Below are 25,430 nucleotides of genomic sequence, written 5' to 3' on the forward strand. Positions count from 1 at the left end.
AAATAGAAATTTCTTATTTTTGCTCAAAAAAGGCAATAAAAAACCGCATCGGCAAGTACCGATACGGTGAAAGCATAACTAGGCTTTAATTTTTTTGGCTTCCGCAAACCGAACAATTACGCGACCATGTAAATCATGTAATTCTTCGCTTCGTGCTTTCGCCACGGTGCTCGGATCAATGTCGATTAGGATCGAATTCTCATAAACTTTCCCGACTTGGCCATCAAATCCGGTTGGTAAAAGAGCGGTTTTTTTAACGTGAACCTTATCACCAATGCTGAATGGTTTCTTTTCTGGTTCAACTTCATTTTTTTCCATGCGTAACTTCCTTTCGTCGCTGGCGGATTTTTTTAATCAGACTTGCAAATCGGCTTTAGAAGCTTGTTACTTTTCTAAAACACGCGCTTTTTGCAGTGCCCTAACATTATATAGCCTTTCGCACGATTGGTAAAGTCAGAAGCTAGAAATTCTTTTGTCCATTCATTAATTTAATTGTTTTTCGCCACGACAAACTGTGTCGTTCATAGCGATTGAGCTTTTTGTAGTAAAGTTGTGCTTCCGGTCCTTGTCCCCACATTGCAAGCGCCTTGTACCGGCGGCCGTTTTTGCCTTTGACAGTCACTAATTTGAAGAAGAAACCAAACCCCCAACGTTTATCAGATAAGGAATAGCTCCCTTTATAGTATTTTTTAAAAACCATGTATTTCCCATAGGTTTTTTCCATAACAGTATGATGGAGGCCCACCATGGAAGTTTTTTTGATGTTTAGTCCGGTTTTCTTATTTAAATACCACTTACCCCGCATGGCGACTGGGACACTCGTTCTGGAGGCAGCCTGGGTTTGCGTATTATTAGCAAACAAAAAGACTCCCATTGCCACACTCATTACGACTATAAAACGCATAAACTTTTTCATCACAACCGCCTCCTAATGTTACGTAAACATTACAATATCTTTACAAACACATCATATAGCATTTACGAATAGATTGCAATCAGTTTTTGGTAGAGTTTAAAGAAAGTCTAAACCTGTTTAGAAAAAGTTAACGAAAAGCCTGTGCCTATTAGGTTTACTCTCAAATGAAGTATGCTACAATAAAAACATTCATCAAATTTGGAGGTGGTTCAATGTCTTTAATTTCATATTTACCTTTTGTGATTCTTTCGAGTCTCGTCGCTCTTTATAATCTGCAAAAATTACGCGTGAACCATTCTCCCTTTGCGATTTTAGTCCGTGTTTCGTTCATTATTTATGTGGTGAGTGTTTTTTATTTAATTTTTACGCCTGGGACCTATTCGTTTGGCATGGACATTCTTCCGCAAACACTACATGTTGGCTATGCTAAGGTCGTTGTCACCCCATACCATGATTACAGTATGCAGGCGATTCTCAATGTCATTATGACCATCCCCGCGGGTGTCTACCTTTACATTTTTGGCTTTCGGGATCGCCCAATCTTACTCGAGGTTTTAGTGATCGCATTAGGGATTGCCTTGTTCAACGAAGGCGGCCAGTTTGTTTTAGACCAGCTGATTCACATTAATCGTACCGTCGACATTATGGACGTCATTCATAATGGTTTGGGTGTGGTGCTTGGTTTCTACATCATGACGCCTTTCAATCTCTTGCTTAAAACAGAAGAAAAAAGTCTTCAGAACGGTAAATTCTGAGGGCTTTTTAATTTAATATCTGGCGAAAATATCCCTAACCACAGGCAAGGCGTGTAATTTTGCAGCTTGGCTAACATGATCCGCCACATTACCAGACATTTTTTACCCATGACATTTCCATCATCACCAAGTTTCAGTTGATCAAGAGCTTTCCTTAAGTCAAATTCCAGATTTATGGAAATTATATTCTCCTGTACAGAAATAACAGAAGTGACGCCATTTTCTTCCAATACTGAAATAAATTTCATGTTCTCGGTGTGATTATATCCATAATTACATTAAATATCAATTACCCTAACTTTAGTAAAGTTTCTGATCTTTTCTTAGTTCCAGACAACTAGTAAAATCCCCATATTCAAAACAAGTAAGGAAAAATAGAAAGGTGTAACACTTCATAGCTCTGAACCAGTTCAAGCATGATACGCCCGAAATTTTCATCTCATACGTCGTTTCATCACGTTCAACATCTTACTTTATCGTTCCGCTAGCTTGGAAAGTTTCAGCCCATAATAAATAAAATCAAACCCCAAACAGAAAATTTGGAATTTGATTTTATCCACAGAACTTTTTTAAATAACGCAGATTACAAGTTTAATTCGAACACTTACTAAATAGTTCCCTGAATGTTTCAATGGCAGTTTTCCAGTTTAGAATTTTTAATGGTCGGTTGTTAATCAACTCCGTTGCTTCAATAATTGATTCTTCTGTGACTTTCGCGAAGTTTGTCTTTTTAGGAAAGAACCAACGAATTTTGCGATTGAAATATTCATTAGTTCCACGCTCCCACGGTGAATAAGGGTGACAAAAATATACCTCACGTTGATAGGTGTCTTCAATGAGTTGATAACCTGAGAATTCTTTACCATGATCAGCTGTAAATGATTTTACAGCTGGACCAAAGGTTCTGATGAAGGTTTCAATGGCGTTATTCATTGCATTCTGACTACGGTTTGGAATTTTAATCATCCAAACTAGACGACTCTTTCTTTCTACAAATGTTGCCAAACATGTCTTTGAACCACCTCGTGACGAAAGAACGGTATCCATTTCCCAGTGTCCAAATTCGGAGCGATCATTTATAGCTTGAGGACGATTTTCAATAGTTTTACCAACCTGAAAGCTTCCCCGACGCTCATCTTGATGTTTGTGACGTTGTCCTTTGTCGGGCAATTGTTCAGCCTTAAAGTTGATTTGGCCACTGTAAATCCAGTTATAGATTGAGCTAGTGCAAAGTCTAAGCTCATGTGCGACCTCATCAGGTGAATGTGTCAAACGTAAATGGTTCTCAATTAAGCGTTTCAGCATTGGAGTTAAAATTGATTTTCTTCCTGAATGATGTCGTTGTTGTTCGGCATCCGCCTGTGCCAATATAGGGTTATATGGCTGAACTCTCTTGAGTTCATAACTGATGGTGGATTTGGACACATTGAGTGCGGAAGCAATTTTGTTTTGAGAATAACCGATATTTAGCAAATGGTAGATGGCACCGCGATCGAATTGTGTTAAAGTAGAGAAGCTCATAGTAATGTATCTTCTTTCATGGTTTGGTTGTGGTGACTACCATTGTAGGACATTACTATGGGTCTTTGTTTACATTTTTTTAGGTGTTCGAATTAATTATATAATCTGCGATAACTAAAATTCGCTACAACTTAACTTTTTAATTTTATCTTCAGGTCCTGTATCTGCTTAATAAGAGGAACGATTCACTTTTCTAGACTTTAACTTAAATTCTTTCAGTAGCGTGCCTACCTCACATAAGGCGATATCTAATAAGATGCATGCCAAAAAAATCAGTACGGTGTCACACAAGCCATACAGCAACAAGAAATGTGAATTCTGCAAGCTATGCACATGCAGAATGTCTTGCCATAGTACTTCACGAAAGTTGCGATTATCATGAATCAAATAGATAGCAAATGCCGATTTGGATACAAAATTGACTGCCGAGCTATGCCATGCTGTTGCTGTCAAACAAGTTAGAAACAGACCAATCGCAAACATCAAAACCAAAATCGAATAGACGGAAAGAAAGTGAGTCGCATGGTCTGCAAAAACTTCCACCTTAAAAATGGCGGTTATTAAATTCAGCGTAATCACACTTAAAAACATTAATGCTAGGCTAGCTGTCCATAGCAATTTCCCGATTTTGGCCAGATCGTAATCCGCCCCATACAATCGAATAAAGGCGCCAATTGCGTAGAAATAGGCAAACAACAACACACTCCCAGAATCAATCCAAACATCAAGAAACGTTGGAATCAAGGTTTCAATTGTCCCTAAAAAAAGCAATAAATACACAAACTCTTTTTTACTACAATTTAATAAAATTTTGTTCAGATACGGGCTCAAAAGATAAATCAGGAAATAGCCCGTAATAAACCAGTATTGATCAAACGTAATCGGTAAACAAGCCTTGACAAATGTGCCAATCGCAAATGATTTCGCATTAACAAGGACGAGCACCAGATAGACCCCGACTGAATAGAACCAAACCTCTAACCACAGCTGCAAAGCTTTCTTCAAGTTGCCACTATGTTTTGAGGTTACTAAAAAATAACCACTGATTAACATAAAAACAATGACGGCTGGTCTTCCCCCAAAAGATAACAGCTCGGCAATTATTTTGTTAATTAAACTACTGTGCACCTGATCCCAGCCGGCGATATCCACGCCATGAACCGAGAAATGATGCAAAATAATCAAAAACATACAAAACAATCTCAGTAACTCAATATTTGAATTCCTAACTCTACTTTTACTTGCCATTACTTTAACAATTCCCTTACTACAACTTAATCATCATTTTTAATTCAAAACTTAGTTTCCTGCATTCACAACACAACAACATCTATTATTATATAGATAAATTCAAAAAAGATACTTATAAATGTTAATTTTTTTAAAAAACTCTACAGCTATAATTGGACCTAGCACCCCCATTACAGTTCCAAGCAATAAATGTACTACAACAAGATCAACACCTAACTTCATAAGTATGATTCGGGTCCCAGCCGTCGCCATGATATGCAATAAGTAAACATCTAATGAGCGACGACCAATATAAGATAACAACTTACTATCGAACTTCTGCACTAACATTATCACCAGTAGGATGCCAGTAAACGCAGTGAGTACATCAACAACAACTTGAAATCCTCCCCAATTCACAAAATACCTCAATAGATTTATAAAAATAAATAATATAAACCCACTAATAATGACAGGTTTTTTGAACTTTAATTGCCTTGGTCCTAAATAAACACCCGCAATAAAAAAAGGTAGGTAGTAAAAAATTCTTCCAAACTGCCAAATACTTATCCACTGTGAAACGAAGCACAAAATGAAACTGAGTAAAAAAATTTTTTTAAGTGATAATTTAAATAAATGTTCCATAACATAGAACAATAAAAAAATCCAAAATAAATCGTACACGAACCAGAACTGTCCGAAAGGCTGAATAGGAAGTTTTATTATATCAATAAAGTTGGTAGACCCATTAGTACTACTTGAGAATAGTGCCATTATAATTCCTTGTATTATTCCCCAAACAATATATGGAAACAATAACGTTCTCATTTTTTGACTTAAAGCAACTTTTGTAGGTCGCCCAACCCATCTTTTCGCAAATAAACCACTCAAGAAGAAAAAAAGTGGCATGTGAAAAGTGTAAATGAAGCTATGTTGTAAATTGTAGTTAAGACCATTCAAACTTAGCCCTGCATCGTGCACACCTAAGATAACGTGACCATAAACAACTAAGATAATACCTATGCCCTTAGCTAAATCAACCCATTTTATTCGTTTTCCCATTCAACTGCTCCTCAATTTTTTTAAAACGATGCGGAGAAACCGAACCACTTTTTTAGAAGTTTGATTTCTATTCTTGCACAAAATTATATTAACTAGGTGCTTTATTAGTTACAATTTTGTAGTCGTACTTCAATAAAAATTGTGTTTATTTAAAAAATATCTTGCAGGCATGCTTAATTTCCTGCATTAACATTATCGCTTTGGACACTACTGTTTGATGTCGAACTTGCCGACACATTCAAAGCAATGTTTCCAGTTGTCGCATGGGCGAGTCCCAAATTCTTGCGGTTTAAGTTGGTAACACGCTGCAATTCACTTTTAGCCATAATTTCCATGCTCTGCCCATTCACTGTTTCACTAGTTCCTTGCAGATGTGTTTGCAAAACATTCTTTTTAGCGCCACGATAATTTTGCGCTATGGCAGTTAAATCATCAAAAGTTAAATCGGTCTTCATTTGCTTAGAAATTGAATCTAGGAAATCTTTATTTAGCAATGTTGAAATTGAACCAGCCTTGCTCATGATAGCCATGATAACCTCTCGTTGCCGGGTTTGACGTCCATAATCACCCTGGGGATCATCATAACGCATGCGGGAATAGGCAAGTGCCTTTTTCCCGTTCATGTGTGTCGATTGTCCCTTAGTAAATTTGTACCCTTCATATGAGAAACTCAAGGTTGGCGTTAATGTCACTCCACCGACAGCATTGACAACTTTCTCCATACCACCCATATTCATTAGAGCATAAAAATCAACTGGAACATTTAACATCTCTTGTACTGTTTTAATGGCCGTCCCAGCACTACCGAAAGCATAGGCCGCATTAATCTTTGAAGGTGATTCGCTTTCATAACCCGGAATTGTAACACCAGTATCCCGTGGAATGCTGGTAATAGTTGTCTTATTGGTTTTAGGATTCAAGGTAATTAACATCATTGTATCCGTTCGCCCTTTATAAGAACGTCCGAGGGCACCGGTATCGGTCCCCATCAGTAGTATTGAAATCGGACTCTTGGCCTGAATTTCTGAATTTGCATTTCGATCCTTTTTAATCCCCGCGCTTTGATATGTATTATCGACAGCGTGTTTCAAATTATAATACTTTCGTGCGGCATAAGCCCCACCAGCCACAATTAAGATTAAAATGACGGTCAAGATCACATTCCTTACTGTGTGCCGCTTTTCTGTATGTTGATGTCTCATAAGTTAACCTCCTGTAAATCATCTATCATTATTGTAAGCTTTTACTTTCAGGAATTCACTAAAAATTCACAAACTTAAGGTTTATGAAGGTAGCAGTATCCATTTCTCAAATACTTTCATTTGGTATACTTATTTTCAACGGCTTGCTTTTCATCTTTCCACCAATCTTCATGATCTGTATACCACTGGATGGTATCCTGAAGCCCCTTCTTAAAATCAGTGAATTCAGGCTGCCAACCCAATTCCGTACGTAATTTGGTTGAATCACTCGCATAACGCATATCATGTCCCGGGCGATCCTTCACATGATCATATGCATCCTTAGGCTGACCCATTGCTTCAAGAATCATCTCTAGAACTGTTTTGTTATCTTTTTCACCATCGGCACCAATTAGGTAGGTTTCGCCAATTTTGCCTTCATTTAAGATCAACCAAACTGCACGTGAATGGTCATTCGTATGGATCCAGTCACGAACATTTTTACCAGATCCATAGAGCTTAGGGCGAATACCACTTAAAATATTTGTAATTTGACGCGGAATAAACTTCTCGATGTGCTGATATGGTCCATAATTATTGGAACAGTTTGAAATAGTTGCTTGTAAGTCAAACGAGCGTACCCATGCTCTAACTAATAAGTCTGAACTCGCTTTGGAGGAAGAATAAGGACTGCTTGGCTTATAAGGAGAATCCGGTGTGAATTTTTCACCAACACCTTCCCCATGACCAGGCAAATCCTCTCGCAATGGCAAGTCGCCAAAAACCTCATCAGTTGAGATGTGATGGTAACGAACCCCATATTTACGACAAGCTTCAATTAAAGTATAAGTACCAACAATATTCGTTTGAATAAACGGACTTGGATCAATCAACGAATTATCATTATGACTTTCAGCTGCGTAGTGCACAACAGCATCAGCGTCTTTGACTAATTTATCAACTAACTCGTCGTCAGCAACATCGCCAACCACTAATTCCACTCGATCTTTTGGCAATCCGGCCAAATTAGCGCGATTACCAGCATAGGTCAACTTATCTAGCACTGTAATGTGTACCTCTGGGTGATTATTCACCACATAATGGACAAAATTTGAACCAATAAATCCGGCTCCCCCAGTTACAATTATGTTTTTCACCAAAATTGCCTCGTTAAAATAAAAATATCATTAAAAAAAGAAATCATAACGATTTCTTAACCTCAATAAGCTATTTTTTGATCATTCTTTTTATATCTGAAATTGGTAATAGCTGCATACTTAATAAAGCTACCAGATAAACTACAATGCCGATTACTACCTCCACTAATAACATTATCCAGGTGCTAGCAGTTTTGAGATCTACTGCTTTAACTATAATATACATGAACACACCTGCGAGTAATAGCTTCGGAACATTTTCGAATAATTTCGTGTAATTGATTTGTTTCCGAACAGCGTACAGCTGGTAGCTTGTTACCGTCAATTCCGACAAAACTGTCGAAATTGTCGCACCTAGAGCTCCCCATAATAGAATAAGGGGAATATTAATAATGATATTTACAATTGCTCCATAAACAACCGAACTGGTATAAGCCCGATTTTGTTTGGTAGGTAATAAATATTGCGTTCCCAATGCATTACTCCAAGCTATCAATAATATAACTACAGCTTCAACCGTCATTAACGGTGTAACTACGGAAAAACGCTTTGTAAAAAATAAGGGCACAAATTTCTGTGCAATTGCCATAATACCAAACATCATTGGAATTGAAAGCGTTGTGACAAAGCGAAAACTATTATATAGCAAATCTTTTGTCTTTTGAATTTCTCCGTGCATAAAAGCATTCGCGACGTGAGGTAGCATCACAGTGCCTGTTGCTGTCACCACAGCCAACACAATTTTAATCATTTTGTCTGATTGGTCAAAATACCCAGATGCTTGAACCGATGTCATATTACCAAGCATCGTTTTGTTCACTACTAAATACACTTGAGTCGCAATTTGCGGAATAAATAACGCCACTGAGGGTCCAACATGTTGCCAAATTCGTAAACTTCGTAAATGAATTCGGCCAATATATTTATGCAAATTCGGGAACAGCGTCATATTGCCAATTAATAAGGACAATGAAAGAATGAGAATATATGACGTCAAATCTGCTTCACTTTTAACAAATGTAAAAATACAAATCAAGGTAATAATTTTCACAATAAAGTTTCGAATAACAGTAACCTGAAAGTTTTCTACGCCCATAAAGAACCAAGAAATATCAAAAGCTGCGGCAATCACTGAAACAGATTGTGCTAAATAATAAACATGATATTGATTTGTAATTGATAAAAAAATCAAGAAAGCAATGTAAGCCAATGTAATCGTAATTACCCGCATCAAAAATATTTCGTAAAAAGTTTGAGTTAACTTTTCCTTATTATCTCGAACAAAAGCTACCTGCCGATTTCCATATAAATTAACGCCAATACTTCCGAATAAGATAAAGTACTGAATATTAGAATTCGTAAAAGCATTAATCCCTACTCCTGTCGGGCCCAAAACACGCGCCAAATACGGTGTCGTTATTAAGGGGACGAGGAGAATGAAAATTTGATATGAAGCATTATAAAGGTAATTCTTAACTACCTGCATAATTATTTTTCTCCAAATTCCTTTTTAACAGTTTGTAGCGCAGCCATAATTGTTTGATCCATATTGTAGTAACGATATTGACCTAGGCGCCCACCAAATAGGACGCTTGGTGCTTTTTCATTTGCCAATTTGACATAACGTGTATATAGTTCTTTGTTGCGTTTATTATTAATTGGGTAATAAGGTTCATCACCACGGTGCCATGTTTTGGGATATTCATGTGTGATGACGGTTCTATTCTTATTACCTTTACCAAACTCAAAGTGTTTGTGTTCAATAACCCGTGTGTACGGTGTTTCTGCATCTGTATAGTTGACAACCGCATTTCCTTGGTAATTATCCACATCTTTTATTTCTGTTTCAAAACGTAAACTCCGATATTCTAATTCCCCTAATTCATAATCAAAGAACTGATCAATCATACCGGTAAAAATGATTTTAGCATCAGAATTGAGATACGCATCTTTATTCTCAAAAAAGTCCGTATTCGTTTTAACATCGATAAGATCACTTGCTAAAAGTTTTTCAATAATCTGTGTATAGCCGCCAATTGGAATTCCTTAATAAGGATCATCAAAATAGTTGTTATTATAAGTAAAACGAACTGGCAATCGTCGAATAATGAACGCAGGTAAATTCTTTGCAGATTGACCCCACTGCTTTTCAGTATACCCTTTGACTAACTTTTCATACACATCCGGTCCCACTAAAGAAATCGCTTGCTCTTCCAAATTTTGAGGTTTACCAGTTAGTTTTACACTCCTTTTCTGTTCTTCAATCTTTCTCTCGGCTTCTTCAGGCGTTACCACACCCCAAAGCTTATTAAAGGTGTTCATGTTAAATGGCATATTATATATTTCACCGTTATAATTAGCAATCGGTGTATTGATATAATTATTGAAATCTGCAAATTGATTTATATATTTCCAAATTTCAGGCATTTTTGTATGGAAAATATGAGCACCATACTCGTGAACTTGAATTCCCTCAATTTCTTTTGTATAGATATTCCCACCAATATGATCTCTTTTTTCAATAACTGTAACTTTATTTCCTCTCTTGGCCGCTTCATAAGCAAAAACGGAACCAAATAACCCAGACCCCACTACTAAATAATTCAATTTAACTTTCCTCTCTCTCTAAAATAATCTGTAATCATTAACATAAAAAAGGGGTTATAGGCAATATCGATAAAATGTTGTTCAATAATCCCAGTGATAAAAATCAACGTTAGTATTAATAATAAAACAATATCTCTCTCATACTTCATAGCTAAAGTTGTAAAACATAAGAATATAACGGTAGGCACAATTCCAAAAATAATCAGAAGTCTCAAATATACAGAATCAATATAACTATATTGATTAATGGAGGTGATTAAATTAATGCCATTTCCCCCCCCACCCATGCTCAACGATTTTTTGTCCAAAAAAAGTTAATCCATACTCGTTCAAAATGCCTTTTACAATACTTAATCGCCCAGAAAAGAAGTTGTTTAGTAAATTAAGGACCCCATTGGATGGATTGTAAAAAAAAGTTGCAACAAATGAAAATAAAAATCCAAGTATAGGAACCGACCAAATATTTCGTAGAATTTTACATACCCATTTGTATCTAACTAAAATTCTCCCGAATGCGAGCATCAAAATGATTAGGCTATTTAGACGTGCGTCTGTTGTGCTATATACAAACCAGGATATTCCTAAAAGCAAAGATAAATCGAATACATTATACTTCCTTCCCCGCAAAAATATGTATGCGCAACAACAGTAAAAAATGTGAGATGCAAAATCAGTAGGATAAATGATTCCGAACGAATGCCTAATAGTTGTACCCCTAATATAGGTCAAATCTGGTATGCGCCCAATAGTTGTTAAATAATAAACAAATAATAATAGCAAGGAGCTGATGATTAAATAAGTAGTTGCCAACCACTTCTTATTAACATTCTTACTACCAAGTAGAAAAATCACAAGTATTATCAAGGTGCTATTTCCTGAGTAATGATAAGCTATCGCTGTTGCAATAGATATTAAAAAATAAAATAAGTAATCCTGAATAGCTAAATTATCCAGAAAAAAAATTTTATAAGCTACCATTAAAATTGCTGCCACCAGTGCCACGTTAAAATAGCTACTCGAAATCTCTTGTCCAAGCATACTAGTATTGAGAAAAGTTAATATAAGGATCGGTATATAGGCAAGAAAGAAAAAAAAGTTATTTAAGATATATAAGTTCTTTTGTTCCATCAGATAACACACATCTTTCTAGTATATTACTATTGTAATGAGATGAATAACTCAGATAAACTTTGAGTTTAGTCATTCCTTCATAAATTCTTCTTCCCATTAATAGCCTCAATTGCACTCTTCACTGCCCTTTTTGTGAAATAGCCACACTTAAATTTTACAGATAAATTATGTACATTATCTTTTATAACTTCATAATTAGCATCGCTTAGTGTTCCCAATACCTTGGGCAGTTCATATAAACTTTCCACTACAAGCCCAATTCTATTCTCCTGTACAAACTTTGCAATTGCCGCTTGTTTCCAAACAATAACTGGCAAACCACTGCTTAAATAAAGTGACACTTTATGAGGATTATTATATTTGGTATATTCACCATACACACCGGCATTTGTACTCATTGAATTACCATCCCAAACTAATCCAAAACTTCCATCCAAATATTTTGGCAACTCATTGGGAGTTTTTACGCCCATATACTTGATGCTCTTAGAATAATTACCTGGATTGATTCCAAACACTTTAATTTTTTCGTCAAGATACCATTTCTCCAAAAAACTAGACTTACTTAAATTGCCTGCAAAAACTAAATCTTTTTTTAAACCAGCAGAAACCTCTTTTTCCCTAGTCAAATAATCAAAAATCTCTAATGAAACTATTTTTGTTTTTACTCCTTCTAACCTCAGCCAGCCAGTCATGTTTTCATTGTGTGAAACTAAACAATCACAACTATTGAAAATGTTTAGTTCATCAATACTTTTTCGTTTTTCCCCCTTAAGGAATCTTAATGACTCTACATCATGGATGATCCCAATTACTTTTGCACCTCGTTTTTTACACCTTTTTATAACATTTTTAATTAGTAGTCTACTATACATGGGATACTGAACTACTACGATATCATTTTTTTCAACTTCCTTTAATCCTCTATTCACCTTATACGGAATAGTGATTAACTTGATAAACTTATTTTGGCTAACGTTCATACCAAGCACTTTATACCCGTCATCGGATAATATCTTGGTTATATCTTCTTTTGCTTTTTGACCACTAGTATTTTTTTGGCCTAATTTAACTTGCATAACAAACTTTCTCATTAGTATTCTCCATTTTAGCTACCACACACTAACGTATATTATAGTTTTTAAATTTTACTTTTTGTATTTTTTATGATTGTTCTTTTAATTAAGTCTATGTTGTCTCCTTTTGTCAACGCCGATGTGAAAATGTCGTTTTTTGCCGATTAAAAAATGCTGTTTTTTACCGATAAGGTTTACAGTGTCTCACTGCTCCTTTCTTTATTTTGTGAGCTAAAACCTGATAAATCAGGTCCAGAATTATCCTTCTTTTCAATCAAATGATCCTTCATTCGATATGATCGACCGGTGATTCGGATGACTTTAGCGTGGTGAACCAAGCGGTCTAAAATGGCGTTAGCTAACATCTTATCTGAAAAGGTGTTTCCCCACTTAGAAAGCGGAATATTAGTGGTGATAATGGTTGATTTCCGTTCATATCGTCTTTCAATTAGCTGAAAGAACAGCTTAGCACCCACTGACTCAATTGGGAGATAACCAATCTCGTCAATGATTAGAATTTGAAAACGGGCATACCGGCGCAACACTTCTTCGCTTCGTCCTTGAACTTGTGCTGTTTGAAGCTTGTTGATGAGGTCGCTACATCGAATAAACTGCGTTGAAATTCCTTGTTTACACCCTTCAATTCCAATGGCGGTGGCTAGGTGAGTCTTACCGACACCGGAGGTGCCGATAAACAAAATGTTTTGATTCTCTTGGGTGAATCTTAGTGATCCCAAGTCCTCAATTGTCCCTTGGTTAATTCCTGGTTGATAGCTAAAGTCAAAGTCAGCTAACGTTTTTTCATATGGAAAGCGGGCTAGTTTAATTCTCAAATTAATCTTTTTTTGTTCCCGGTATTTAAGCTCAGCCGTTGTCAATTCGAATAAGGCATCACTCAAGGACTTGGGTGCTTCATCTTGATGATCCAATAGGTAGCCTAAATGTTCGGCGAAACGATCTAACTTTAATTGTCTAAGGTTGGTGTATAACGCTTGGTAATTAGCCATTTTCTCACTCCATTTCATCAAACATCTTCAGGTTTCGGTCGACGTAATCATCAATGACTCGGTCATCACGATTCTTATAAAGGTCTGATCGGACAATCTCTTCCATGTCATCGCGAAGATAATTAAATCTTTTCAGTGAAATAGGGTGAGAACGAATTAGTTCTCCGTTATAATAAACGTATAGAGTATTGTCATCGTGTTTAATTTGTACGGTTTCGTCAATATATCTGATGGGGACGGAGTATTTCCGATTTTGAAAGACAATCATTGATTCCTTGCTAACTTTCCTTGCGATGGTTTGGCTGGCATAGGCATCGAGTAAGTCATGATCAAAATCATGGAGATACTCTTTTTCTTTATCAAGCAATAAATAAGGCGGAATTTGAGTCGCCTGAGACTTCTCATGATTCAGCTGATCACACGTCAAATGAACGATCTCGGCTAAGTCTAGCGGCTCTTCAAACTCATGGTTGTAAACTTTAATTCGCTGAGTAGTTCTGGCCAACGCCTCAACCTTTCCTTTGGTTTGTGGCCGAAACGGTCGACAAGCAATTGGCTTGAAACAAGCGTCCTTAGCGTATTCAACGAAGGTTTCATTAAATACCGGCTTACCAAAATTACTTTTATGATGATCGACGACAACCTTTTGGTTGTCAAACCAGATTTCTTTCGGCACACCCCCGGTTGCCCAAAAGGCATTCGTTAAGCAATCAAAAAAGGTAGTTTGGCTGCGACTGAAGGTAAATTGCATGTATTTCATTCGCGAGTACCCTAAAACATATAAGAAGATGTTGCCTTTGACAATCTCTCCATGCCGAGAAATCAATGTTAAGTCTTCTTTCCAATCAACCTGGGCTGAAAGCCCTGGCGAGGTTTCAATCCGGATAGTGGCTTTTTTCGTTGCGGCTTTTCTGATGGTTCGACAATAGTCTCTGAGAATACTTTGCTTTCCTTGATAGCCACGTTCTTTGATAAAGTAATAAATTGCCGTTGCCGAACAGCCTTCTAGAACCTTTTCTTCAATCGTTTTTCGATAATCGTCAAGTTTACTCGGCCGCCGTAAGGGTTGTGGCTGCTCATCTGGGGGCGTGAGCCCTAAATTGTAGTATCTTTTAACCGTTCGCGGATCAACACCATATCGTCGACCAATTTCAGCGAAGTTGGGCTTTATTTTGTTCATAATATATTGCTGGACACACTGTTCAACATCTAAACGCATTTCAGTTCCTCCAAATTTGAGATACGTTTAGTTTACCGTAAAAAAATGTTGGAAAACCGACATTTTCTAATCGGTATTTTCCAACATTTTACAACCGTTGCTGACACCTTTGCTCGTATGAAACTTTTGTTCAAATCTGATTATGTCATTTAAATAATTCATATCATTCATTGCTGAATCTATTGTATTTACCAATTCTTCTGACCTTTCACAAATTTTCAATCCCAACTCATCAATATTTAAGTACAGTCCACGTTCCCTGGAATATTGTGTCAACGCCGATGTGAAAATGTCGTTTTTTGCCGATTAAAAAATGCTGTTTTTTACCGATAAGGTTTACAGTGTCTCACTGCTCCTTTCTTTATTTTGTGAGCTAAAACCTGATAAATCAGGTCCAGAATTATCCTTCTTTTCAATCAAATGATCCTTCATTCGATATGATCGACCGGTGATTCGGATGACTTTAGCGTGGTGAACCAAGCGGTCTAAAATGGCGTTAGCTAACATCTTATCTGAAAAGGTGTTTCCCCACTTAGAAAGCGGAATATTAGTGGTGATAATGGTTGATTTCCGTTCATATCGTCTTTCAATTAGCTGAAAGAACAGCTTAGCACCCACTGACTCAATTGGGAGATAACCAATCTCGTCAATGATTAGAATTTGAAAACGGGCATACCGGCGCAACACTTCTTCGCTTCGTCCTTGAACTTGTGCTGTTTGAAGCTTGTTGATGAGGTCGCTACATCGAATAAACTGCGTTGAAATTCCTTGTTTACACCCTTCAATTCCAATGGCGGTGGCTAGGTGAGTCTTACCGACACCGGAGGTGCCGATAAACAAAATGTTTTGATTCTCTTGGGTGAATCTTAGTGATCCCAAGTCCTCAATTGTCCCTTGGTTAATTCCTGGTTGATAGCTAAAGTCAAAGTCAGCTAACGTTTTTTCATATGGAAAGCGGGCTAGTTTAATTCTCAAATTAATCTTTTTTTGTTCCCGGTATTTAAGCTCAGCCGTTGTCAATTCGAATAAGGCATCACTCAAGGACTTGGGTGCTTCATCTTGATGATCCAATAGGTAGCCTAAATGTTCGGCGAAACGATCTAACTTTAATTGTCTAAGGTTGGTGTATAACGCTTGGTAATTAGCCATTTTCTCACTCCATTTCATCAAACATCTTCAGGTTTCGGTCGACGTAATCATCAATGACTCGGTCATCACGATTCTTATAAAGGTCTGATCGGACAATCTCTTCCATGTCATCGCGAAGATAATTAAATCTTTTCAGTGAAATAGGGTGAGAACGAATTAGTTCTCCGTTATAATAAACGTATAGAGTATTGTCATCGTGTTTAATTTGTACGGTTTCGTCAATATATCTGATGGGGACGGAGTATTTCCGATTTTGAAAGACAATCATTGATTCCTTGCTAACTTTCCTTGCGATGGTTTGGCTGGCATAGGCATCGAGTAAGTCATGATCAAAATCATGGAGATACTCTTTTTCTTTATCAAGCAATAAATAAGGCGGAATTTGAGTCGCCTGAGACTTCTCATGATTCAGCTGATCACACGTCAAATGAACGATCTCGGCTAAGTCTAGCGGCTCTTCAAACTCATGGTTGTAAACTTTAATTCGCTGAGTAGTTCTGGCCAACGCCTCAACCTTTCCTTTGGTTTGTGGCCGAAACGGTCGACAAGCAATTGGCTTGAAACAAGCGTCCTTAGCGTATTCAACGAAGGTTTCATTAAATACCGGCTTACCAAAATTACTTTTATGATGATCGACGACAACCTTTTGGTTGTCAAACCAGATTTCTTTCGGCACACCCCCGGTTGCCCAAAAGGCATTCGTTAAGCAATCAAAAAAGGTAGTTTGGCTGCGACTGAAGGTAAATTGCATGTATTTCATTCGCGAGTACCCTAAAACATATAAGAAGATGTTGCCTTTGACAATCTCTCCATGCCGAGAAATCAATGTTAAGTCTTCTTTCCAATCAACCTGGGCTGAAAGCCCTGGCGAGGTTTCAATCCGGATAGTGGCTTTTTTCGTTGCGGCTTTTCTGATGGTTCGACAATAGTCTCTGAGAATACTTTGCTTTCCTTGATAGCCACGTTCTTTGATAAAGTAATAAATTGCCGTTGCCGAACAGCCTTCTAGAACCTTTTCTTCAATCGTTTTTCGATAATCGTCAAGTTTACTCGGCCGCCGTAAGGGTTGTGGCTGCTCATCTGGGGGCGTGAGCCCTAAATTGTAGTATCTTTTAACCGTTCGCGGATCAACACCATATCGTCGACCAATTTCAGCGAAGTTGGGCTTTATTTTGTTCATAATATATTGCTGGACACACTGTTCAACATCTAAACGCATTTCAGTTCCTCCAAATTTGAGATACGTTTAGTTTACCGTAAAAAAATGTTGGAAAACCGACATTTTCTAATCGGTATTTTCCAACATTTTACAACCGTTGCTGACATATTGTTCTAAATCTGGCACAAAAAGAACTATTGGTTTTTTTAATATTGAATAATCAAACATCGTGCTGGAATAATCAGTAACTAACAAATCAGAGCCGATGTATAAATCGTTTATATTTTTAAAATCCGTTACATCTACATAATAATCATTATGTAGTTTATTCTTTCTATTGACGAAGTAATGGCCTCTAATCAAGAGATTGTATTTAGCAGATATGTTTTTCAAAGTTCTCTCATTTAATTGGTTGGCTCTATCATTGGACTCATCCCGAAAAGTAGGTGTATACAGAATCGTCTTTTTTTGCGGATCTAATTTTAAGTGCGTATATAATTTTTCTTTTACTTCTTTACCATCACTTTTCAATGAATCCTGCAATTCATTGTTTCTTGGCAATCCTACTTCATAAAATGCACTTTTAGGAGTTTTTGGAAAAATTCTCTGGAATATTTTTTTGTCATACTCACTTGAACAGGTGAATAGATCAAAATTAGCGTTATTATACCAATTTTTGACCAAATATTTAGAATCATTTTCATCTTTTCCTAAATGTTTCAACGGAGTTCCATGCCAAGTATTTATATATATATGTTTACTTTTCTTGTACGCAAACAATCTTTCAATGCTTGTATTAGAGATCCAAACTTTGGATTGACATAACATCACAAAGTACCTAAAGCTATTAATCTTCACTTTCTCGGACCTGCCAAAAAAATTAAATTTTTCAGGCTCAAGTAATCCCCAAACAAACTTATAATCTTCGAATCGGCCGTCATTTATCAACGAATCGTAGATCACCTTCGGGCTGTCGCTAAATTGCCTTCCTGAGTAACTTGTAAAAAGTATTTGTTTTTTTCTACTCCTTATCAACTTATCCAATATTGTAAATACAACCCGCACGCAACAAATGACAAACTTCGCAATCAAAGTATTATTGATGATAATTCCTTTAATTTTTCTCATTTTTTTCCTTTTCATATATAAAAATCAAACCTATTTGTTCCGATTTAATATAAATTCTCGAAGTTATCTTTCAAAACTTGATTTATTCGGTAGCTTTTTTTGAAGAGTTTTTCTTAATAAATTCATGGTTACGTCTAAATCGGGACTTTCTACGTCATTTACACATACCACTTTACTTTTTGATTTTTCGATATCTTGAATAAAATAATTCCTATCAGTTAATTCATAAAAACTACCAAACGTCTTTCTTTGGGGTTCAAACTGTCCAGAACAAAACTGATAGTATTTAATTAACCATTCGTTTATGTCATTATTATTTCTAAATTTATGTGTCTCCGTTTTTTTAAAATCATCATCTGCCATTTTTAAAACTTTCTTAAAGGTAGACTTTAGATATGGGCTACTAATATGAGCATCGTAAAAACCAGCGATTTTTCTGTAGGGTAGCATCGTAGCAGCTTCCGCAAGCCTCTTTGCACCATACTTTATCGAAAAATATTTTTTGAAATTTTTCTTAACTATTACACGATTTTCAAACCAGTCATTTATTAAAAGTAAATCATTTATTAATATATGCGTAAATTCTGTTGTAGGCATGGTTGGTTGAAATGTTCCAAAATCGACCGGCATCCCATTTTTAAAAAAATCTTCCTTCTTTACAACATCATTTAAAAACATATCATCATTAAATAACACAAATTTTTCCGACAACTGTTTTATGTTAGCAATATTAAGTTCGATCACACTTGAGTTAAAAGTCGGTAGAAATTCAGGATCAATAAAATCTGTATGATCCACAATTACCAACTTGTCATTATTTGTATTCAACCATTCTGGCACTTGTTTATCAGTCACCAAAAAAATTTTATTCACCCAAGGTGCATATTTTTCTACCGATCTAAACCAATATTTAAAAGTACCATAATCTCTATATCTAATTTCATTATTTGTTAAATTAAGCCTTTGAGGTCTATACTCATTATACTTAGCCTTCCAAACCGGATCTTGAAAATCAACCCATGTTACGACAAAATCTATATTTTCCAAAAAAGCAACTCCTTGTTAAAAAATCATAGGTCAAAAAAGCAATGTTTTCCATACGTACGTTAATTTATGCTAACTAACTTTTTGCAATTTTTTAAAGACAAAAAATGAAAATCTATAAACTGGAAGCCCCACTCTTAATGTAATCAAACCCAGCACATCTTTTTTTCTATTATATTTATCAAATATTTTTTTTGTGAAATGATTTAAAATTTGTGCTTTTAATTTTTTCTGTTCCAGCACAAATTTTTTCTGATTTGGGGAGATAGCAATATGTGCCAAAGTATTCATTAACGCGTACTGATAACGTCTATTCATAGATTCCGTAATTTCAGGGAAATGTTCAGCAATATCATTTGTCATTTGTCTTTCAGCATTTAAAAACTCAAATCTATCCGAAGTGAAAGGCTTTTGTACGATTGAACTTGCATTCCGATAATATAAATACTTAATTTTCTCTCCAACTGCAGTTCCACCCGCTTCCAGCATTAATCTGTAAGTAGTAGAAGAGTCCTCAAATTTTTTTCCATTGGGATATTTTATATTTTCAAACAAACTCTTTTTATACATTCTCCCCCATGGAGAAACACCCATTTGATATGGCAGAGTTTTATTTCCTAAATTCTCAAAGTATTTTTTTACACCCATGAAATATTCCTTAGCATTTGCAATAGGTGTGACTTTTGCACCTGGATTTATACTTTCATGAGCACAACTAGATATTTTCGCGTTAAACTTCACAATTAAATGGAAAAGATATGACAAATAATCAGGAAAAACAAAGTCATCTGCATCTACAAAAACGATATATTCCCCCATCGCGACATCAATACCATGATTTCTAGTAAACGAAATACCTCGATTTTCCTGATTGATTAACCTAAATCTTTTATCTTCTAAATACGGTTTTATAATATCTAGAGAACCGTCAGTAGATCCATCATTGATTAAAACAACCTCAAATTCACGCATATTCTGTTCTTTAATACTATCTAAGCATCGTGCTAAATACCTACTTGCGTTATATACTGGTACAATGACGGATATTTTTATATCATTCATATTTTCATCACCTTCAGAAGTGTGTGTTTTTTTAAAGAATGAAAAAATTTTCTTTTAAAAAAATTCAATATTTTCTTTCCTAAATTTCTTTTTCCAATCTGTATCCAATTGACTTCAGAAAACTCAAAGTTGTTTTTATTAATCCAAACATCTAATAACAATTCCGACAAATAACCAAAAACTCTCGATTCTTGTACCGAATAATCTTGAATATCGATTTTCTTTTCTAATTTGAATAATATTGTAAACAACCAATACGCATAATTATCAAAATATTCTTTCTTCATAATGAACAGATTGAACATATGTGCTTTTCTAGAATTCATTACTTTATCAAAGCTTTTAATATGATCAGGATACGTTTCCAGAATTATCTGTCGTGTAATATCTAACGGTTCTACATGATGAGCATGCATATAGTGGGTATAATTGGTTTCAATATAATAATTTCTTTTTTTGGGTAAAATGATTGGTTTTTTATTCAATAAATCCTCAGTTTCTTCCTGGTTCAAAATTTTTTCGATATTTCGTTGCTTATGCAAACTGAGAAACCTACGATAATGAACTAACCCAACTGCATCCGCCGAAAGATTCTTCCAAGCCCAGTATACTGCCGTTAACTCATTATAATTAGGATTTTTAATAGAAATATTTTTGCCCTGATCATCTCTTTGAAAATTTATTCCTGCCTTGTAATTTTGGGTGGCACCAACCAACACAGGTAAATATAATTTTCTATTTTTGGGCATTGGAAAGTTTTTATGAGCTGCAACTAATATTTTTATTTCCATCCTAGTATGCACCCTTACCTTTGAAAATATTCCAAAAATTCATGATCATGATTTTAAAATCCATCAAAAGACTAGCATGTTCAATATACTCCATCTCGATATTTGCTCTTTCAGGATATCCAATCTCACTGCGACCTCTTGCCTGCCATAACCCCATAGCACCCGGTTTAACTGACAAAAGTTTCTCAACATCACTGTACTCTCTCAATTCTTCCTCAATTACCGGACGTGGGCCTACCAATGACATGTCGCCCTTCAAGATATTAATAAATTGGGGAATCTCGTCAACAGAAGTTTTTCGCAACCATTTCCCAATTTTCGTGATGCGCGGGTCTTCTTCAGGTGGCAATTTATAATTATTTTCAATATATTTTCTATACAAATCAGGATTCTGCTTTAGTTTATTTTCAGCATTCACTACCATCGAACGAAACTTATACATGCCAAAAATTTGACCGCCTTTTCCAACCCTATTCTGCTTATAGAATAAGGGGCCCTCGTCTGCTTTATTAATTTTATAAATTAATGCTACAGCTAGGAATACCGGACTTAGGAGCACCAATGCTATAATTGACAAAACTATGTCTGTCAACCTTTTCACACTTTTATACATTATCTTTTCAAAACTGCTCTCCTCCAAAACAATTTTCCTCACATTGTTTTCATTTTTTTCTCTTTTGGAAATGCTAAATTGCCAATACTTTGTTTCTCTACCCTATTTTCTTTCATTTTAGAATAATCCCCAGAGTTTCTTTCTCTTTTTTTTGTCATGAACATGATGAATCTCCCCCAAGATCACATCATCACCATTAATAATGCTTTTAGCATTTTCCTGATAAATTTCTGTAAAACGCTCGCCCTTGGCTTTGCTCAACTTTTCAAAGGCTTGTGCCATCTTAAAATTACGTCCTTTAAAATTGTGTGCATCTGACGCAAATACAGATCCCAAGCCTGCGTCAATAATTTGTTCCGTAAATTTTTGCACGTGTTGTCCAAAAACTCCAACATAGCTGCTAGCAGTTAACTGTGTTAAGCATCCCTGTGCAACGAAATCGTATAATTTATCTGGATCCTGCATAAATCCTTGATTTCGTTCTGGATGCACCAGTACAGGCGTAATCCCCCGTGCTTGTAGTGCGAACAACAATTTACTCGTATATTCGGGAACTTCATTGTGAGGCAGCTCCAAAATTAAATAACGGTTACTTTCATCGGCAAACAAAATATCGTCCCGATCAATTGCTTGCATGAGTTCCCCAGTGATATGAACTTCCTGGCCTGGGAAAACAGTTAACCGTACTTGATTACGGTCCAGTTCTTCTTGAAATGCCGTTGTTTTGGCAATCACATCTGCTTTGTGATTGAGGTAATCCCCATCCATATGATGCGGCGTTAACAGCATATGGGTAATCCCCTGTTCCACGGCAACTTTGGCTAAGCCAATTGAAGTGCCCATATCTGGCGAACCATCGTCAACGCCTGGAAGAATATGACAATGTAAATCAATCATCCTTATCATCCACCCCGTAGTAGCCACCATAATCGCCGCCATAATAACCACCGTAGTAACCTGGTGCTTTATCTGCCTTAAACCGATTCATGACAGTCCCAAGCAACTTTGCATGTACTGTTTTTAATTGTTCAACCGCATGCATGACGCTACCTTTTTCAGCAATTCCCTGTGGTACTACTAAAATCACCCCATCAGCTTTATTAGCCAATAATTGTGCATCCGTCACTGTATTAATTGGTGGGGCATCAATAATAATCATGTCATATTCGGACTGCAATCTAGCCAACAGTGAATTCACATGATGGGAGTTCAATAACTCAGCTGGATTTGGTGGTACCGGACCACTGGTAATGACACTCAAGTTAGGAATATCCGTATTTTGAATGATTTCTTCATAAACGGCATTGTTCGTCAAATAACTCGACAGACCAGTCGCATTTAAGATGTTAAATGTCCGATGTGCAGTTGGTCGTCTCAAATCAGCATCAATCAGCAGAACTTTTTGTTTTTGTTTTGCCCAAACAACAGCTAAATTAGAACTGACCGTCGATTTCCCTTCTGAAGGCTCTGAAGAAGTAATCACGATTGACTGTAGCTTCTTATCCACTGATGAAAATTGGATATTTGTCCGGACTGTCCGAAACTGTTCAGAAATGACGGAGCTTGGATCAGTAATTGTAATTAATCCGACGCCGCGTTTCAAACTCTCGTTATCTAATTTACGTTTTTTTCGAAATAATGGCATTTCTATCACCTAAACCCTTCGTCGCATTTTGCTGGAACGCTCTGAGCCAACAGTTTGTTCCCGGACCTGACGATCAATATCTTTTTGACTGATTTCATTTACAATCCCTAAGCTGGTGAGCCCAAGTGTGTCCGTCAAAAATGCTTCATCTGTAATCGTCTTATCGTTAAATTCGCTCAAGAAGGCCAAGCCAACTCCGAGAATTAATCCCAAGACCAGACCAGCTAGTAAGTTTAGCTTAATTCTTGGTGAAACGGGGTCGTTATTCACAATCGCCTTGGAAACAGTTGTTACGTTATTGACACTCATCATCTTAGTAATTCGCTTTTTGAAGATGCTAGCTGTTTTATTAGCTACTGAAGCAGAAGTGTTTGGGTTGGTTGAAGTCACGTTAATTGTAAAAACTTGTGAATTCGTCTGCGTGCTTACACTAACCGTACTATCTGCGGAGCCTGGTAAATTTTTAGTTTGTTTTTTCACCGTGTCTTGGATGACGGGGCTCGTAATAATATCCTTATAAGTATTGATCATCTGGATATCCGCCTGATTGGCTTGATACTGTGCACCAGCCATGCTGGCATCGAGTTTTCGATTTACCAAAATCTGTGTGCCTGCGCTATATTTAGGTGTCATAACAAAGAAAGTCACTACAGCCGCGATTGCCGTAATGATAATTGTGGTCCCCAAAATTAACTTAATGTGTTTGCGTAGCGTTAACAAAATCTCACTAAAAGTTACTACGTTGTTCCCTGCTTGATTCATAACATCCTCCAACTTGTCTACTTAAAAACCTTATTATAAATAATTGGTGCCGTATCGGTATTCTTAATCCCAGTAGGGACATAGTTTGTTAACAAAATGACGCCATTTTTCTTATCTGGATTAATCTGGATACTATCTTGATAGCCACCCAACTGACCGTGAACCAGAATATCACCGTCTTCTGGATAAACACCACCCGAAAACTTACTTTGCGTGTGACCAATCAACTTATCAAGATTTGACTTGCTAATCATCTTACCACTTAAAATATAGAGGTAACTGGTAGCTAAATCCTTGGCACTCATGTACATCTGATACGGACCTAACTTGGTACTCTGCAGTTTTGCCATTCCAGTGACTGCAACCTTGCCACCTGAATAACTATCTTCATACGAAGTTGCCAATTTGTTGCGTTGGGCATCATCTAACACAAAACCGGTCTGTTTCAGATCCAATTTGTCAATCAGCTGCGCCTGAATAAATTCTCGATAGGGCTGCCCACTTACCTTTTGAATAATCCCCGCTAACAACACATAGTTGATTGCTTGATAATCACAGCTGCCAGTTGAAGTGCTGACCGCATTATTTTCGTTCCAAGTCAACAACGTTGGAAAACTGTTGGTTTTCGGGGCAGTTGCATATGTACTTAATCCTGATGTCATATTCAAAAGCTGACTAATTGTGATGTGCTTTGCATTCGTTACCTTGGGATAATACTTGCTCAACTTATCACTCAAGCTTAACTTGCCGGCTTGCTTTAACCGCATCACAGAAGCCGCCGTGATCAGATCTTGCGCCGATCCGATTTGATAGCGAGTAGCACTTGTATTTTTAGCACCGCTTGGATATTTACTTTGCCCTCGTGAAGCTAAATAAGTGAGTTTGCCAGCGCGTATAACTGCTACGGAACCGACTAAGTTATTAGCCTTCATCGCGGCATCCACTTGCGAAGCAGCTTTGTCTTTTTTTGCCGTCACCGGCACGCGAAACGCAGTTGCCACAACTTTTGCCGGTTGCGAGGCCTTGCTTGTTGAAGCAAAGAAGCGTTGATAGTAACGATGCGCCATACTGTTTGTATTATACTTAGCCAGCGCAAAGCAGCCGCCCCCCAAGCACAACTAGTGCAATAATAATTGAAAAAAACCAAATCAAGAATTTTTTCATCCTGGTCGTCTCCGCTTTTTAAATTTACCACATCCACGTTATACATTATCA

24 protein-coding genes and 1 pseudogene are annotated in these 25,430 nt (G+C 36.6%); 1 reads left to right on the forward strand and 24 read right to left on the reverse strand.

From position 1 onward, the window contains the following. Positions 1-78: 78 nt before the first annotated feature. Positions 79-318 (reverse strand): preprotein translocase, YajC subunit, yajC, encoded by a 240-nt coding sequence (locus ACLJJ6_RS06350; RefSeq protein WP_412988369.1) that lies wholly within the window; start codon positions 316-318, stop codon positions 79-81. 142 nt (positions 319-460) lie between these two features. Then, complete coding sequence (locus ACLJJ6_RS06355) at positions 461-916, reverse strand: hypothetical protein (RefSeq protein ID WP_412988370.1); 456 nt, start codon at positions 914-916, stop codon at positions 461-463. Positions 917-1,128: 212 nt separating this feature from the next. Between ACLJJ6_RS06355 and ACLJJ6_RS06360 the strand changes: the two genes are divergently transcribed. Then, complete coding sequence (locus tag ACLJJ6_RS06360) at positions 1,129-1,671, forward strand: VanZ family protein (RefSeq protein WP_412988372.1); 543 nt, start codon at positions 1,129-1,131, stop codon at positions 1,669-1,671. A gap of 591 nt (positions 1,672-2,262) precedes the next feature. On the opposite strand, the gene ACLJJ6_RS06365 is transcribed toward ACLJJ6_RS06360, so the two are convergent. The 22 genes and pseudogenes from ACLJJ6_RS06365 to ACLJJ6_RS06470 all read right to left on the reverse strand — a co-directional run bounded on the left by ACLJJ6_RS06365 (position 2,263) and on the right by ACLJJ6_RS06470 (position 25,282). Then, positions 2,263-3,192 carry an IS30 family transposase gene (locus ACLJJ6_RS06365; protein ID WP_412988322.1) on the reverse strand — a complete coding sequence of 310 codons (930 nt, stop codon included), beginning with the start codon at positions 3,190-3,192 and terminating at the stop codon, positions 2,263-2,265. A 168-nt stretch (positions 3,193-3,360) separates the two neighbouring features. Continuing rightward, positions 3,361-4,440: an acyltransferase family protein gene (locus ACLJJ6_RS06370; RefSeq protein WP_412988373.1), complete on the reverse strand. Its 1,080-nt coding sequence runs from the start codon at positions 4,438-4,440 to the stop codon at positions 3,361-3,363. Positions 4,441-4,542: 102 nt separating this feature from the next. Next, positions 4,543-5,484, reverse strand: a complete 942-nt coding sequence (locus ACLJJ6_RS06375) for an acyltransferase family protein (RefSeq protein WP_412988375.1) — start codon at positions 5,482-5,484, stop codon at positions 4,543-4,545. Positions 5,485-5,657: 173 nt separating this feature from the next. After that, on the reverse strand, positions 5,658-6,686 hold the full coding sequence (locus ACLJJ6_RS06380) for an LCP family protein (RefSeq protein WP_412988376.1): 1,029 nt from the start codon (positions 6,684-6,686) through the stop codon (positions 5,658-5,660). A 116-nt stretch (positions 6,687-6,802) separates the two neighbouring features. Then, complete coding sequence (gene rfbB, locus ACLJJ6_RS06385) at positions 6,803-7,822, reverse strand: dTDP-glucose 4,6-dehydratase (protein ID WP_412988378.1); 1,020 nt, start codon at positions 7,820-7,822, stop codon at positions 6,803-6,805. A gap of 70 nt (positions 7,823-7,892) precedes the next feature. Further along, entirely contained in the window at positions 7,893-9,308 is a 1,416-nt protein-coding gene (locus tag ACLJJ6_RS06390) for a polysaccharide biosynthesis C-terminal domain-containing protein (protein ID WP_412988379.1), read from the reverse strand. Positions 9,309-9,310: 2 nt separating this feature from the next. Then, a pseudogene (gene glf, locus ACLJJ6_RS06395) lies at positions 9,311-10,429 on the reverse strand (UDP-galactopyranose mutase). A gap of 261 nt (positions 10,430-10,690) precedes the next feature. Then, positions 10,691-11,557, reverse strand: a complete 867-nt coding sequence (locus ACLJJ6_RS06400; protein WP_412988381.1) for a hypothetical protein — start codon at positions 11,555-11,557, stop codon at positions 10,691-10,693. Between the two features lie 80 nt (positions 11,558-11,637). Next, the gene (locus ACLJJ6_RS06405; RefSeq protein WP_412988382.1) at positions 11,638-12,654 is read right to left on the reverse strand and encodes a sugar transferase; all 1,017 of its coding nucleotides are present in this window, start codon (positions 12,652-12,654) and stop codon (positions 11,638-11,640) included. A 176-nt stretch (positions 12,655-12,830) separates the two neighbouring features. Then, the gene (istB, locus tag ACLJJ6_RS06410) at positions 12,831-13,661 is read right to left on the reverse strand and encodes an IS21-like element helper ATPase IstB (RefSeq protein ID WP_412988384.1); all 831 of its coding nucleotides are present in this window, start codon (positions 13,659-13,661) and stop codon (positions 12,831-12,833) included. Then, on the reverse strand, positions 13,648-14,862 hold the full coding sequence (istA, locus tag ACLJJ6_RS06415) for an IS21 family transposase (protein WP_260210390.1): 1,215 nt from the start codon (positions 14,860-14,862) through the stop codon (positions 13,648-13,650). The genes istB (ACLJJ6_RS06410) and istA (ACLJJ6_RS06415) overlap by 14 nt, the downstream gene beginning before the upstream one ends. A gap of 336 nt (positions 14,863-15,198) precedes the next feature. Further along, entirely contained in the window at positions 15,199-16,029 is an 831-nt protein-coding gene (istB, locus tag ACLJJ6_RS06420; protein WP_412988384.1) for an IS21-like element helper ATPase IstB, read from the reverse strand. Then, positions 16,016-17,230 carry an IS21 family transposase gene (gene istA / locus ACLJJ6_RS06425; RefSeq protein WP_260210390.1) on the reverse strand — a complete coding sequence of 405 codons (1,215 nt, stop codon included), beginning with the start codon at positions 17,228-17,230 and terminating at the stop codon, positions 16,016-16,018. The genes istB (ACLJJ6_RS06420) and istA (ACLJJ6_RS06425) overlap by 14 nt, the downstream gene beginning before the upstream one ends. Positions 17,231-17,296: 66 nt before the next feature. Further along, the gene (locus ACLJJ6_RS06430; protein WP_412988386.1) at positions 17,297-18,298 is read right to left on the reverse strand and encodes a CDP-glycerol glycerophosphotransferase family protein; all 1,002 of its coding nucleotides are present in this window, start codon (positions 18,296-18,298) and stop codon (positions 17,297-17,299) included. 63 nt (positions 18,299-18,361) lie between these two features. Further along, positions 18,362-19,345, reverse strand: coding sequence for a Stealth CR1 domain-containing protein (locus tag ACLJJ6_RS06435; RefSeq protein ID WP_412988387.1), 984 nt, complete (start codon positions 19,343-19,345; stop codon positions 18,362-18,364). A gap of 69 nt (positions 19,346-19,414) precedes the next feature. Continuing rightward, entirely contained in the window at positions 19,415-20,404 is a 990-nt protein-coding gene (locus tag ACLJJ6_RS06440) for a glycosyltransferase family 2 protein (RefSeq protein WP_412988389.1), read from the reverse strand. Continuing rightward, complete coding sequence (locus tag ACLJJ6_RS06445; RefSeq protein ID WP_412988391.1) at positions 20,401-21,195, reverse strand: DUF4422 domain-containing protein; 795 nt, start codon at positions 21,193-21,195, stop codon at positions 20,401-20,403. Before ACLJJ6_RS06445 ends, ACLJJ6_RS06440 begins: the two co-directional genes overlap by 4 nt. Before the next feature lies 1 nt (position 21,196). Continuing rightward, complete coding sequence (locus ACLJJ6_RS06450; RefSeq protein ID WP_412990444.1) at positions 21,197-21,808, reverse strand: sugar transferase; 612 nt, start codon at positions 21,806-21,808, stop codon at positions 21,197-21,199. Positions 21,809-21,925: 117 nt separating this feature from the next. Next, positions 21,926-22,714: a tyrosine-protein phosphatase gene (locus ACLJJ6_RS06455; RefSeq protein ID WP_412990445.1), complete on the reverse strand. Its 789-nt coding sequence runs from the start codon at positions 22,712-22,714 to the stop codon at positions 21,926-21,928. Next, complete coding sequence (locus tag ACLJJ6_RS06460) at positions 22,698-23,453, reverse strand: CpsD/CapB family tyrosine-protein kinase (protein ID WP_412990446.1); 756 nt, start codon at positions 23,451-23,453, stop codon at positions 22,698-22,700. Before ACLJJ6_RS06460 ends, ACLJJ6_RS06455 begins: the two co-directional genes overlap by 17 nt. Positions 23,454-23,462: 9 nt before the next feature. Beyond that, positions 23,463-24,215 (reverse strand): YveK family protein, encoded by a 753-nt coding sequence (locus tag ACLJJ6_RS06465; RefSeq protein WP_412988392.1) that lies wholly within the window; start codon positions 24,213-24,215, stop codon positions 23,463-23,465. Between the two features lie 17 nt (positions 24,216-24,232). Next, positions 24,233-25,282: a serine hydrolase domain-containing protein gene (locus tag ACLJJ6_RS06470; RefSeq protein ID WP_412988394.1), complete on the reverse strand. Its 1,050-nt coding sequence runs from the start codon at positions 25,280-25,282 to the stop codon at positions 24,233-24,235. Positions 25,283-25,430 lie beyond the last annotated feature (148 nt).

Origin of the sequence: Pediococcus siamensis, from assembly GCF_047220215.1 — a bacterium.
Taxonomy (GTDB): Bacteria; Bacillota; Bacilli; order Lactobacillales; family Lactobacillaceae; genus Pediococcus; species Pediococcus siamensis.